This window comes from Hydrogenophaga pseudoflava, from assembly GCF_031020795.1.
In the GTDB taxonomy this organism is placed as follows: domain Bacteria; phylum Pseudomonadota; class Gammaproteobacteria; order Burkholderiales; family Burkholderiaceae_C; genus Hydrogenophaga; species Hydrogenophaga pseudoflava_A.
The window spans coordinates 126,433-139,028 of record NZ_JAVHJP010000002.1; the positions used below are offsets into that span (position 1 = coordinate 126,433).

Annotated in this window: 10 protein-coding genes; 2 read left to right on the forward strand and 8 right to left on the reverse strand. The window is 69.4% G+C overall.

Annotated features, from left to right (window positions below):
- Positions 1 to 89 precede the first annotated feature (89 nt).
- From RCO38_RS06325 to asd, 6 genes are all read right to left on the reverse strand, one after another.
- On the reverse strand, positions 90 to 1,070 hold the full coding sequence (locus RCO38_RS06325) for a porin (protein ID WP_308327468.1): 981 nt from the start codon (positions 1,068 to 1,070) through the stop codon (positions 90 to 92).
- A 163-nt stretch (positions 1,071 to 1,233) separates the two neighbouring features.
- Complete coding sequence (locus RCO38_RS06330) at positions 1,234 to 3,453, reverse strand: esterase-like activity of phytase family protein (protein ID WP_308327469.1); 2,220 nt, start codon at positions 3,451 to 3,453, stop codon at positions 1,234 to 1,236.
- A gap of 71 nt (positions 3,454 to 3,524) precedes the next feature.
- Positions 3,525 to 4,286 (reverse strand): alpha/beta fold hydrolase, encoded by a 762-nt coding sequence (locus tag RCO38_RS06335; RefSeq protein WP_308327470.1) that lies wholly within the window; start codon positions 4,284 to 4,286, stop codon positions 3,525 to 3,527.
- A 13-nt stretch (positions 4,287 to 4,299) separates the two neighbouring features.
- A complete protein-coding gene (locus RCO38_RS06340; protein ID WP_308327471.1) occupies positions 4,300 to 5,316 on the reverse strand; it encodes a M14 family zinc carboxypeptidase in 1,017 nt (338 codons plus the stop codon).
- 260 nt (positions 5,317 to 5,576) lie between these two features.
- On the reverse strand, positions 5,577 to 5,855 hold the full coding sequence (locus RCO38_RS06345; RefSeq protein WP_308327472.1) for a hypothetical protein: 279 nt from the start codon (positions 5,853 to 5,855) through the stop codon (positions 5,577 to 5,579).
- A 67-nt stretch (positions 5,856 to 5,922) separates the two neighbouring features.
- Positions 5,923 to 6,882, reverse strand: a complete 960-nt coding sequence (gene asd / locus RCO38_RS06350) for an archaetidylserine decarboxylase (RefSeq protein WP_308327473.1) — start codon at positions 6,880 to 6,882, stop codon at positions 5,923 to 5,925.
- A 59-nt stretch (positions 6,883 to 6,941) separates the two neighbouring features.
- Between asd and RCO38_RS06355 the strand changes: the two genes are divergently transcribed.
- Positions 6,942 to 8,603 carry an aminotransferase class III-fold pyridoxal phosphate-dependent enzyme gene (locus RCO38_RS06355; protein WP_308327474.1) on the forward strand — a complete coding sequence of 554 codons (1,662 nt, stop codon included), beginning with the start codon at positions 6,942 to 6,944 and terminating at the stop codon, positions 8,601 to 8,603.
- 29 nt (positions 8,604 to 8,632) lie between these two features.
- On the opposite strand, the gene RCO38_RS06360 is transcribed toward RCO38_RS06355, so the two are convergent.
- The gene (locus RCO38_RS06360; protein WP_308327475.1) at positions 8,633 to 9,235 is read right to left on the reverse strand and encodes a hypothetical protein; all 603 of its coding nucleotides are present in this window, start codon (positions 9,233 to 9,235) and stop codon (positions 8,633 to 8,635) included.
- A gap of 154 nt (positions 9,236 to 9,389) precedes the next feature.
- On the opposite strand from RCO38_RS06360, the gene RCO38_RS06365 reads away from it, so the two are divergent.
- Positions 9,390 to 10,631 carry a glycosyltransferase family 4 protein gene (locus tag RCO38_RS06365; protein WP_308327476.1) on the forward strand — a complete coding sequence of 414 codons (1,242 nt, stop codon included), beginning with the start codon at positions 9,390 to 9,392 and terminating at the stop codon, positions 10,629 to 10,631.
- A gap of 18 nt (positions 10,632 to 10,649) precedes the next feature.
- Here RCO38_RS06365 and RCO38_RS06370 read toward each other — a convergent pair whose 3' ends face one another.
- Positions 10,650 to 12,530 (reverse strand): 5'-nucleotidase C-terminal domain-containing protein, encoded by a 1,881-nt coding sequence (locus RCO38_RS06370; protein ID WP_308327477.1) that lies wholly within the window; start codon positions 12,528 to 12,530, stop codon positions 10,650 to 10,652.
- Positions 12,531 to 12,596: the final 66 nt, after the last annotated feature.

Below are 12,596 nucleotides of genomic sequence, written 5' to 3' on the forward strand. Positions count from 1 at the left end.
CGCGTGAACGCCGGTGGCATCAAATCGTTGCGCAGACTCTGATTGCGGATTCGGAAGTTCCCCCTGCGCAACTTCCCCGGAAAGGATGCTCAGAAGTCGTGGCGCAGGCCCACGGCGAACAGGCGGGTGTCGGCCGTCTTGGTGCCGGCGCCGTCCTTCACGTTGTGCGAGCGGAAACCGCCGTACACCTTGGTGCGCTTGGACAGGGCGTAGGTGGCGCCGACGCCGAAGCCCGAGGACTTGGCGGCGGTGGAGCCACCGATTTCGGTCTTGCTGGTGGCGAAGCCGAACGACAGGTTGACGTTGCCCATCGGCACGTTCAGGCCCACGGTCAGCTCGTTGTCGTCGCCCTTGGCGTCGTCGCCGCGGCGGGTGTTGTAGCCACCCGAGAGGCTCACGGCGCCCAGGTCGTAGGCGGCGGCGATCAGCATGTAGTCGTTGTCTTTGCCTTTTTCCTGTTGCAGGCCCAGGGCCACATCCAGCGGGCCGGCCTTGTAGCCGATCTTGGCGCCGAGCATGTTGGCGTCCACCGTGGCGTCTTCGTCGAGCGCGTACTCGATGCCGCCGTACACGCCACCCAGCTTGGGCAGGGCGTAGGTGATCTTGTTGTTGAAGCGGCTGCTGTAGTCGCCGCCCGAGCCCCAGACGCCGTTGGAGGCGGGGGTGAACGCGGAGTCGAACACGTTGGAGCTCATGGCCACGCCGCGCACTTCGTCGTAGATGGTGGAGCTGCGGCCCAGCTTGACTTCACCGAAGCCACCGGCCAGGCTCACGGTCGACTCACCCTTCCAGAACGGGTCCTGCGAGGTGCCTTCGTCGGCGTTGAAACGGTGTTCGATCTTGAAGTTGGCCTTGAGGCCGCCGCCGAGGTCTTCGGACCCGCGGAAGCCCAGACGCGAGGTCGTCAGGCCACCGTCGCCGCCGTTGAACAGCTTGGTCTGGCTGCCCTTGTCGAGTTCCTTCAGGCTGCCGACCGACAGGTCGACACGGCCGTACACGGTGACGGAGGATTGGGCCATGGCGGCGCCGGAGGCGGCCAGCACGGCCAGAGCGATCAGGCTCTTCTTCATGATGTTTCCTTGATGGATTCGTTGGAACGTGTGGGGCGGATGCCCACCTGATGCAAAAGACATTCAGGTGGCGCCATTGCAACCGCCGGGTATAAAAACTTCGTGACAGTGTGTCGCGGTTGCTACAAAACACGCAGCAAACAACGCTGTCACAGGGCTTTCATCAAGGCTTGCCAGCGTTGAGCAGCCGGGTCCAGCCGGCGCCGTCGTTGTCGTTCACGACCCAGAGATCGCCCTTGAAGACCACCATGCCTTCGGCCTTCTCGTGCAACCACTGGAAGTCCTTGCGCAGGTCCTTCACCAGGGTTTTCTTCAGCACCGCGCCTTCGGCCACATCGGCCGCGTTGACGCTGTAGACCCGCTTGACCTCGGCGTGGATGGCCCGGCCCTCGCCACCGCCCTTGTCGCGTTCGAGCAGCAGCAGGCGGCCATCCTCGGTCAGCTGGATTTCCGACAGGCCCATCCAGTAGGTCTTCGCATCTTTGCTGTGCTGTTCCAGGGGGTAGAGCGCGCTGGTCCAGGTCATGGTCGGCAGGTGCAGCTTGAGGATGGCCGCCCGCGGCCTGGACAGGTCGTAGCCGCGCTGGATGGCCATGTAGAGCGTCTGCCCGTCGGCGCTGGCGGTCACGCCCTCGTAGCCGGTGCCGGTCTTGGCGTTCGCGAACTTTGCCTGCACGCTGGCAGGCAGCTTGATGCGCTGCTGCACCGCGCCCGCAGTGTCCACCTTGATCAGCTCGTTGCCGTCCACCGTGGCGCCTTCGGAGGCGATCCAGAAACCGTCGGCCACGCGCGCGATGCCTTCGGGGTCCACTTTCAGCGGCTGGCCGTTGTCGGTGAGCGGCGTCACCTGGTCGATCACCACCCGGCCCTGTGCGGCCTCGGCCATGTTCAGGCGCCAGATGCGCGACTGCGCAAACGCGTTGTCGGGCACGGCATAGAGGTGGCTGCCGTCGGTGGCGAGGCCCGACAGCGCGCCCCAGGGCATGCCCGCGTCGCGCGCAGCAATCTGCGGTTCGCCCACCGGTGCGCCGTTCGCATGGAAGCGGTAGAGGTTGATCGAGCCATCGACCTCGTTGGCGGTCACCGCGAGCTGCTGGCCGTCGGCGCGGCGCGTGACGGTGGTGAGGCCTTCGGGTGACAGGCCGGTGGGCAGCAACTGCACGAAGCGCGGCTGCTTCGGGTCGCTGACCTCGTACACCTCCAGGAAGGAGCCGCGCTCCGAGCCCACCAGCAGGTGGGGCCGGCCGCCGAAGCGGGCGCTGGTGACGCCTTCGATCTCCACGCCCTTGGCGGCCGAGCGGTGGTCCGGGTAGTGGCCGAACAGCGCCGCGTGCTGCTCGGTGCGCTCGCCGGTTTCGTACACCACGGCGCCGCGTGTGTTCATGAGTGTGAAGCCGCGGCCGCCGGGCAGGCTGTTGTCCGCACCCTTCTTGCCGTCGCCTTCGTTGGCCAGGGCGAACACCTCTTTGGACACCCAGGTCACCGCATCGGGTTCGCGCCGGCCGCTGAAGCTGTCCTTGAAGTTGATCTCCTTGTCGCGCTGCAGGTCGGCGTTGCCCCGGCGCTCCACCGTGCCGGCGGGCAGCACGCGCAGCAGGCGCGCCTGGCGCGGGTGGCGCAGATCGACCAGCGCCACGGCGTTGTTCTCCTGCAGGGTCACGGCGGCTATGCGGCCGTCCGGCGAAATGGACACGAACTCCGGCTGCGGGTCCTGCGGGTAGATCGCCCCGGGCAGGGCCTTGAGCGCATCCACCAGCTCGATGCTCTGCAGGCCGCTGGAGGTGCCGCCGTAGAGGTCTTGCAGGCCAACCACGTCGATGCGGCCCGGGCGCCGGCCGTCCAGCGTGGCGTCGCCTTTGGCGTCGGTCTCTTCGTCTTCGATGGCGACGATGGCGCGCAGGGTGTTGCCGCGGCCGGCCAGGGCCAGCGAGTCGGGGCCGATGCCCACGCTCACGTCTTTCACGTGCCGGACCGCCTGGGGGTTGCGCACGTCGTAGATGCGCAGGAAGCCGCGGCGCGCGTTGGCCACGTCGTCGTCCATGCGCAGGGCGACCACGGCGTGGCGGCCGTCGGGGGTGACCGCGACCGAGGTGGGCTCGCCCACACCACCCAGGCGCACGTCCACGCGCGGCAGGATGAGGGGGCGCGCCGGGTCGCTGATGTCCACCACGCCGAGCGCGCCGGCGTCGGCGCTGGTGTAGAGCAGGGTCCGGCCGTCGGGGGTGGCGGCGATGATCTCGGCCACACCGTCCACCGGCAGGTGGTGGACCATGGCGAAGGAACCCGTCGGCGGGGCGGCGAGGGCGGGAGTAGGGGCGGCGAATGCGGCGGCGAGGGTGAGTGCGGAGGCGAAGGCCGGGGCCGTCAGGCGAAACAGGGGCATGGTGGCGGGGAGGGGATGGACACAAAGCGCCGCAGACTATGCCCGCCTTGTGTCATCCGCGTGACGGCCCCTCACGCCGGGTTCATGTGCGCCACCCATTCGCGCACGCGGGCGATCACCCAGTCCGGGTCGTCCAGCGGCAGGTCGTGGCCCGCGTCCGGGTGCTGCGCCAGCGGACAGCCCCAGGCCCGCGCCAGCGCTTGCGAGCAACGGCTGTGGACCAGCCGGTCCCCGCGGCTGGTCAGCAGCAGCACCGGGCGGGGTGGCGCGCCGTGAGGCGCCCGGAAGCGCGCTGCGGCCAGCAACTGGCGCAGCGCGTTGGCCGCCTGCACCGGACGCAGAACCCGTGCGGCGACCCAGGCCGCCAGCACCGCCTCGTCCACCGGGGAGCGGGCGCTGGTCATGCGCCAGATCAGCCGCTCTGCCGCCTCCGGCGACGCGCGACCGACCAGCAGCCGCAGCAGGGTCGGCAAATTGTGCGGCTGCAGCCGGTGGTGGAGCGGGCTGAAGGGCCGCATGCTGGTGTTGACCAGCACCGACGAGGCGATGTCCTGCGGCGCGCTGTGCAGCCACTGCGTGGCCACCATCGCGCCCAGCGACAGGGCCAGCAGGTGCACCGGGCCGGCGATGCCCAGCCGGTGCCGCTGTGCCCGGACGTCGGCGACGATGTCGGCCACGGTGGCCGGACTGCGCTCACCCCGGCGCGCGCCGTTGCCTGGCAGATCGATCAGGTGCACACGGGCGCCGGGCAGCGCCGCCTCGAAGCGCGCCGGGAAGTCGCCCCAATGCGCCGATTCGCGGGTCAGGCCGCGCAGGAACACCCAGTCGCTCATCGTGCCCGTCCTTTCAGAACCATTCGGCCAGCGCCTGCGCGTGGGCGCCGTCGCGCTCATGAGGCGCGGGGGTCCATTGCGCGTGGCTGCCGGCGGCGCGCGCCAGAAAGTCCAGCAGCGCCAGATGGCGCCGCAGCACGCGCTGCTGCCGGTGGCCGATGAGCGGGTTGAAGATGCCCTTGCGCGAGAACAGCTGTCGCGGGTTTTTCTTGACCCAGAGCCACGAGCCCATCTCCAGCGTCAATGGCAGGAAGGTGCGCGCGGGGTCGGTGCAGGCCTGCAGGTAGAGGTGGTCCCAGAGGTCTCCGTGGGTGAGGTACTGGGCGCTCTGTGGTTCGATGATGTAGGGATGGTGGTGGTGGGCCTGCTCGAAGATGGTCTTGAGCGCCCGCACCTCGGCCAGGTGGGGCATCGGCTCGCGGGTGTGGGCAAAGGGAAACCAGAGGCGGTCGCTGATGCCGAAGCCCGAGTGGCAGTCCAGCGCCAGCGCAAACGGGCGCGCCAGCAGCTCGGCCTGCACCACCTCGCACAGCGCGGCGCTCTCGGTCTCCAGCGGGTCGCCCAGGCGGCCGCGGTACCAGGGCAGGCCCGCGCTCAGGCGCTGGCCGCCCATCAGCCAGGGCACCTTTTCGCGCGCCTGCACCGGCGCGTTGCGCATGAGGTCGACGCCGCGCGGGTTGGCGCGGGTCGATGCCCACATGCCGCCGGGGTTCACGATGGGCATGAACACCAGCCGCACCTCTTCCAGCAGGCGGTGCAGCGAGCGGTCCCAGGACAGCCGGGTGACGATGTTCTGCAGGAAGGCGATCACCACCTCGGCGCCGATGCGTTCCAGCCCGTGCACGCCGCCGAAGTAGCCGACGCCGGGGCATTGCGGATCGGGGTTGCCCATGGTGATGGCCCAGACCGGAAAGCCGGGGCCACCGGGGAGGCCGACCTGCCTCACGGGCCGCGCCTGCAGGTGCCGGCCGCCCAGCTCGATCAGCCGTTCGAGCGTCTGCAACTCAGGCAGTGATGGGGCGGTGCTCATGGAAGGTTTGACACGGGGCTGTCACAGACCGGCCCTACCGTGGGGCTCCCACCTCTGAAAGCCAGAAGACATGACCGCCCGCTCCAGTTCCTCTTCCCGACGGTCCGGTCGACCGACCCTGCTGTGCCGGTGCGTGCAGGCGGGTGTGGTGGTGTGTGGTCTGGCGGGCGGTCTGGTGGAATGGGTGGCCTTGCAGCGGTGGCGGGCCCGGGTGCGGCAACGCGGGGTGCCGTCCCCCTGGTGGCGCTAGACGAGCGACCTCAGGCCGCCGGGGCAACGGCTGTGTCGGCCTTGTCCATTTCTCCCAGCTGAACCGACAGATCCAGCAGGCGCACCTTGCTCATGTAGTAGCGGTCCAGGCGCCATTCCTTCAGCAGGTCCAGCGCGAGTTCGAAGTTGTCGAAGTTCAGCTTGTAGAGGTCGTTGACCGGGTAGGCCGCGTCCGACTCCAGTGCGACGACCAGGGCCGACAGGATGCGCGCTTCAGTGGACTCGGGCGCGTTTTCGATCAGCTTGCGGGCTTTCTTCAGGGCTTTCACATGAGGCCTTTCTTCCAACGTTGGGGATTCGGTCGGGACGTTGTGTCAGACAACCGTTCAACCGAGCTTACCGGTCGGGCCGCGGCTTTTGATGACGGTTTTGTGAAAGAAACCTGACGCCCGCTTGAATGCGCCGCCCACCCTCGCGCACCAGCAGAGGCTGGCCCATGCGCACCGTCTGGCCGGTGGCCAGACCCGGCGCGAGCGTGTGGCCCGGCGGCGCAAACACCAGGATGGTCGAGCCGTGCTCGAACCAGCCCAGCTCCTGGCCCTTGCTGCAGTCCATGCCGCAGGACAGTTCGTTGGGGCCGCGGTAGCGCAGGTTCAGCGGCACATCGAGTGCGTGCAGGCGCATGCTCGCCACCAGGATCGCCGCCACCGGCACCAGCAGCAGGCGTGCGCCATCGGGCTGGCGCAGGTGCAGCACCGCGCGTTCGTTGCGGCAGAACAGGCGCTCCACGCGCTGCAGCGCGATCGGGTTGACGTTCCAGGTGTCGCCGCTGATGTAAGTGACGTGCTCGAGCCGCGCGTCGCAGGGCGCGTGAAAGCGGTGGTACATGCTCGACGTGAGCCGCAGCGTCGCGTAGCAGCCGCCTTCCAGTTCGCGGCAAAGGCCGCGTGTGTGCACCGAGTCGCCCAGCAGCTCGGCCAGCCGGTAGGGGAAGCCCTTGGCCTGGAACACCTGGGGCTCGCCGTCCACCGTCTCGATGCGGCCGCAGGCGCCGACGATGCCGTCGCTCGGGCTGGTCACGATCTCCGGGCGCGGGTCCACCGGCCGGGCGCCCGGCCGCAGTTCGCGGATGAAGCAGTCGTGCAGGCTGGCGAAGCGCTGCTCTTTTGCTTCGCTCAGGTCCAGGTCGCTGAAGGCCTTCCAGGCCGCCAGCGAGAGGTCGCGCACCCAGGGGTGGCGGATGCGGCTCCACCAGCCGATGGCGTGGGTGAGGGCGATGCGGGGCACGCGGTTGGTGAGCAAAAAGTTGAGGTCTTCGTGTTGTGCGATGCGGCGCAGGGTGGAGACGGACTTCATGGAGATGACACGCGGCTGAAATAGAAACAGGGCCGACGTCCCCACTGGAGCCCGAACCCATGTCCCTGTTGGAAATTGCGCTGCCCGCAGGTGCGCTCGCCCTCGCGGCGCCCTTCATCAAGCGCCGGATCGACCTCTCGCGCGCCAAGCACCGCTCCCTGGCCGGGCACTCGCGCATGGCCAAGCGGCTGGCGCGCTGGCTGCCGGGCTACGCCTACGACGAGACCGGGTTCTTTGCCTGCGACGGCGCACCGCCCGAGGTGGTTGCACGGCGCCGCGCGGCGTTCGATGCGCTGGCCGAGGGCCTGGCCCGCCGCCACCCGAAAACGCTGGCGATGACGGCGCAGGCGCGCGAAGGCCTGGCCGACCTGCAGTTCACCGGCCGCTACCGCGTGCCCTTCCAGTTCAGCCCCATCGCGAGCGAGCGGCTCAAGGTCGGCGCCTTCGTGCAGTCGGCCGACGGCGTGACGCTGACCGACCTGGACGGGTACCGTTTTCACGATCTCACCGGCTCCTACGGCGTCAACGTGTTCGGCGTGGACTTCTACAAGGCCTGCATGGCCGAAGGTGCGGCGCGCGTGCAGGACCTGGGCCTGGTGCTCGGCGCCTACCACCCCTGCGTGGCCGGCAACGTGCAGCGCCTGCGTGAGATCTCGGGCATGGACGAGGTGTCGTTCCACATGTCCGGCACCGAGGCCGTGATGCAGGCGGTGCGGCTGGCGCGTTTCCACACCTGCAAGCGCCACCTGGTGCGCTTCCCGGGCGCCTACCACGGCTGGTGGGAAGACGTGCAGCCCGGCCCCGGCAACCCGCTGCCGCCGCGCGAGACCTACACCCTGGCCGACATGAGCGAACGCAGCCTGCAGGTGCTGCGCACGCGCCGCGACATTGCCTGCGTGCTCGTCAACCCGTTGCAGGCGCTGCACCCCAACCGGGTGCCGCCGGCCGACTCGGGCCTGGTCGACAGCGGCCGGCAGGCCCACTTTGACCGCGCCGCCTACACCGCCTGGCTGCAGCGCCTGCGCGAGGTCTGCACCGAGCGCGGCATCGTGCTGATCTTCGACGAGGTGTTCCTGGGCTTCCGGCTCGCACCGGGCGGTGCGCAGGCGTACTTCGGCGTGAAGGCCGACATGGTCACCTACGGCAAGACGCTGGCCGGTGGCTACCCGGTCGGCGTGGTCTGCGGGCGCCACGCGCTGATGCAGCGCTTCCGCGCCGACCGGCCCGCCGACCTGTGCCTGGCGCGCGGCACCTTCAACGCGCACCCTCACGTGATGGGCGGCATGTCGGTGTTCCTGGAACGGCTGCAGACGCCCGAGGTGATGGCGCTCTACGAAGGGCAGGACGAGCGCTGGAACGCGCGCGCCCGGCGCTTCAACGAGACCATGGAATCCGAAGGCCTCCCGATGCGCGCCGCCAACCTGCACAGCATCTGGACCCTGAACTACACCGAGCCTTCGCGCTACAACTGGATGCTGCAGTACCTGCTGCGCTGGCACGGTGTGGCGCTGAGCTGGGTGGGCACGGGCCGGCTGATCTTCAGCCTGAACTTCAGCGACGCCGACTTCGACGCCGTGCTGGAGAAGTTCGTGCGCGCCGGGCGCGACATGCGCGAACAGGGCTGGTGGGCGCCGGTGGCGGGGCAGAGCAACCAGGGCATCCGCCGCAGCATCCTGCGCGAGGTGGTCGCCACCGCCCTGGGGCGCCGCCGGGGCGGCTGACAAACAGGGCGGCACCCGCGCGGTCCGTGTCAGGCGCGGCCGTGTGCGGGGTCGTACAGCTCGCCGCGCAGCAGCTGCAGCGGGGCCCGGTGGTAGAGCCTGATGTCGTGGAACGGGTCGGTGAGGATCTTGGTCATCCACACCAGGCCGGTCTGCACATCGCGGAGGAAGAACAGGTGCACCGTGCGGAACAGCAGACCGGCCACGCCGAGCGCCAGCCAGGCGGCACCGACGTCGCGCACATAGCCCGTCCAGTCCGTGTGCGGCTCGATCAGGCCCAGCAAGTCGGGGCTGGCCAGCAGCGCCAGCGGCACCGCGGCCCAGATGGCGATCAGCACCAGCTTGCGGCGCAGGTTGTAGCCCACCTTGACCTCCTCCTTGTACTCGTTGGTGACCTGGTTCACATGGTCGTAGCCCAGCGGTTCGAAGAAGAAGTGACCCGACTGCCGGGTCGTCATCGACACCAGCCAGCCGATCAGCGCCGAAACCACCGGGTCGATGAAGAGCCACCCATAGGCCACCACGAAGCTGAGTGCGCTGACGAAGTGCAGCGTCTGGTTGATGCGGTTGTGGTGGTAGTAGCGGTGGTCGTCCCAGCGCTGGGTCTTCAGGGCGTCGAAAAACGCGGTCATGCGGGCTCCTGCAGGGTTTTGGGGTGCGCGCATCGTGTCGCGCTTGCATGAAATTGCGGTGACAACATCGGGGCTTCACGGCGTGGTCTTCAGCCGGTCACACAGTCGGGCGTGCTGTCACGAATCTGTTGCGCCGCGCGCTCACCATCGGCGCATGACGACACCCGACGCCCTCGACATCCTGCTGCAGGACTTTCCCGCCGCTCGCCCCTCGCTGCGCCTGGCGGTGGTCACCGAGACCTGGCCGCCCGAGGTCAACGGCGTGGCCCTGACCCTGTCGCGGCTGGTGCAGGGCCTGTGCGAGCGCAACCATTCCGTGCAGCTGGTGCGGCCCCGGCAGGCCACGGGAGACCTCGGTGCGCAGGACACCGGCTTCGAGGAGAAGCTGATGCGCGGCATGCCGATCCCGCGCTACCCGCAGCTCAAGCTCGGGCTGCCCGGCCGCAAGGCGTTGATGGCATCGTGGTCGCAGCGGCGCCCCGACCTGGTCCACATCGCCACCGAAGGGCCGCTGGGCTGGTCGGCGCTGAAGGCGGCGCGCCAGCTGCGCATCCCCGTCACCTCCGATTTCCGCACCAACTTCCACAGCTACAGCCGGCACTACGGGCTCGGGTGGCTGCGCCGGCCGATCGCGGCCTACCTGCGCAAGTTCCACAACCAGACCCTGTGCACCATGGTGCCCACGCGGGCGCTGTGCGCCGAGTTGCTGTCGCAGGGGTTCGAGCGCCTGCAGGTGGTGGCGCGCGGCGTCGACACCCGGCTGTTCGACCCCGGCCTGCACGACAACACGCTGCGGGCCGACTGGGGCGCCGGCCCCGGCGACCTGGTGCTGCTGGTGGTCGGGCGGCTCGCGCCCGAGAAAAACCTCGACCTGGTGCTGGAGTCGTTCGAAGCCATGCAGGCCGTCCACGCGGGCGTGCACCTGGTGTTCGTGGGCGACGGGCCGATGCGCGATGCGCTGGAGCGGCGCTGTCCGCAGGCGCGCTTCATGGGCTCGCAGACCCATGCCGAACTGGCGCGCAGCTACGCTTCGGCCGACCTGCTGCTGTTTCCCAGCCTCACCGAGACCTTCGGCAACGTGACCCTGGAGGCCCTGGCCAGCGGCCTGCCGGTGCTGGCCTGCGCCTGTGCGGCCGCGGCCGAGTGGGTGCGGTCGGACCACAACGGCTGGACGGTGCCGGCCGGCGACCGGCAGGCCTTCGTGCAGACGGCGGTGGCGCTCGCGCGGGAGCCCCGCCGCTTGGCCCAGGCCGCCGGGCAGGCCCGCGCTTCGGTGGCGCCGCTGGACTGGCAGCAGATCACGCTGCAGGTGGAGGCGCTGTTCCTGCGGGCCATGGAACTGCACCGCGGCGGGCACCAGCAGAAAGTGGCGGCGGCGCCGCTGCCGGTGTTCTGACGATTCCGCCGGCCCGGGTCAGGGCAGGCGCAGTCCCGCGGCCGTCGTCACCGACTGGTGCGAGTAGTCCGCCGCCGCCGGTCGGGTCACGGTGCCCAGCATGCGCACGTGGTCGACGAAGGTCTGGGTGTAGAGCAGGTAGTTGTTGACGTAGGCGCCGGTCGCGAAGACTGCCCCGAAGGTGGCGTAGCCGTCGCGGCCGCTGGCGATGAAGTCGTTGGTCACCACGGTGTACAGCCGCATCGGCTCGATCGGCCCCCAGGCGCCGGTGGTGCGGTGGCGCACCTGCACATTGCCGAAGCGGCTGCCGCGCGGCAGGCTCATGTCCAGATCCCAGCGCAGACCGGCCGCGTACGGGTGCGAGCCGCTGGACTGGGCGGCGTCCAGGTGGTTGGACACGGCGTCCTCCAGCGCGGCCACCAGCTGCTGGCCGGTCAGCCGCAGCTCCACCAGCACGTTGGTGAAGGGCAGCAGGGTGAAGGCGGTGTTCATGCTCAGCGGACCGGCCGGGATGGCGATGCGCACCCCGCCGGCGTTCTGCACCGCCACGTCGGCCGCCAGGCTGCCGGCGAGGAAGGCGTCGGCCACCACCTGGGCGGCGTCGCTGCCACGGGCCAGGGTGTTGGCGCTCTCGCAGCCGGCCACACCGCCCGAGCGGTTGGTCGACTCGCCGGGCACGCGCACCAGGCACAGCGCTTCGGAGGCGCTGCCGATGATCTCGGCCTTGCGGGCCTGCACCTGCGACGAATAGCCCGCCAGCACGGTCGCGGCCACGGCGTCGGGCTCGGTCACCTTCAGCACCGAGCCCTTCAGGCGTTCCAGCAACCGGGTGCGGGTGGTCTCGTCCACCGCCACCCACGCGCCGGCGGCGTCCCGGCGCTTGAACCCCGAGCCGATCAGCAGCGAGGCCTGGCCGCCGCAGGCGCTCACCTCACCGCTGCGGTTGAACGAGAGCTTCAGTTCGCCGATGGCCTTGCTGTATTCCCAGGCCTGTCCGATGCAGACCTTTTTCCCTTCCTTGTTGGTGGCGATGGTCGGGTAGGCGCCAGAGCTGGCCAGACCGAAGGGCTGGAAGTCGCCCAGGAGGGTGTGCGAATCCCCGCCGACGATGGCATCCACATCGGTCAGCTGCGCCGCCATGGCCCGGTCGGCCTCGTAGCCCTGGTGGGTCAGCAGCACGAAGTGGCGCAGGCCGCGCTTCTTGAGGGCGTCGATGCTGCGCTGGGCGGCCGTCACCTCGTCCTCGAACACCGTGGTGGCCAGCGGCCGCGAGGAGTTGGTGGTCTTGCCCTTGATGTCGATGCCGATGATGGCCACCTTCACACCCTGGATGGTCTTGATGGTGAAGGGCTGGATGTAGTCGTTCACCGTCTTCGGCGCCAGCGGCGTCCCGACGGCCGGCTGCACGTTGGCCGCCAGCACCGGGGTCTGGCACTCACCGCTGCGCAGGTGGTCAAGGAACACCTTGAGGCCGGCGTCGCTGTCGTCGAACTCGTGGTTGCCCAGCGCGAAGGCATCGAAGCAGACCGTGTTCATCAGCGCGGCGTCGGCCTCGCCCTTGAACAGCGTGTGGTAGAGCGAACCGGTGATGGCATCACCCGCGTGCAGGCGAATCACGTCCTTGCGCTTTTCATGCGCCCTGAAGGCCGCCGTGACCCGCGGGAAGCCGCCGAGCTCGACGCGCGTGGCCACGCCGTCGATCAGCAGCTCGGTGTCCACGAAGGGGTCGAGCTGCGAGTGGTGGTCGTTGATGTGCGCCAGCGTCAGGTCGATGGCGGGGAAGCGGGGCTGGGCGGCCCGGGGCGTGGTGTCGGCTTCGCCGCCCCCGCAGGCCGAGAGGTTCAGCGACAGGCCTGCGCACAGGGCGATCAGGCTGCGCCGAAAGGGGTGTGCATTCAAGGCTTTCTCCTCAAGGAAGGGATGAAAGCCGGATCGTGCGGGTCCTTGGTGACGGTGCCGTGAAGG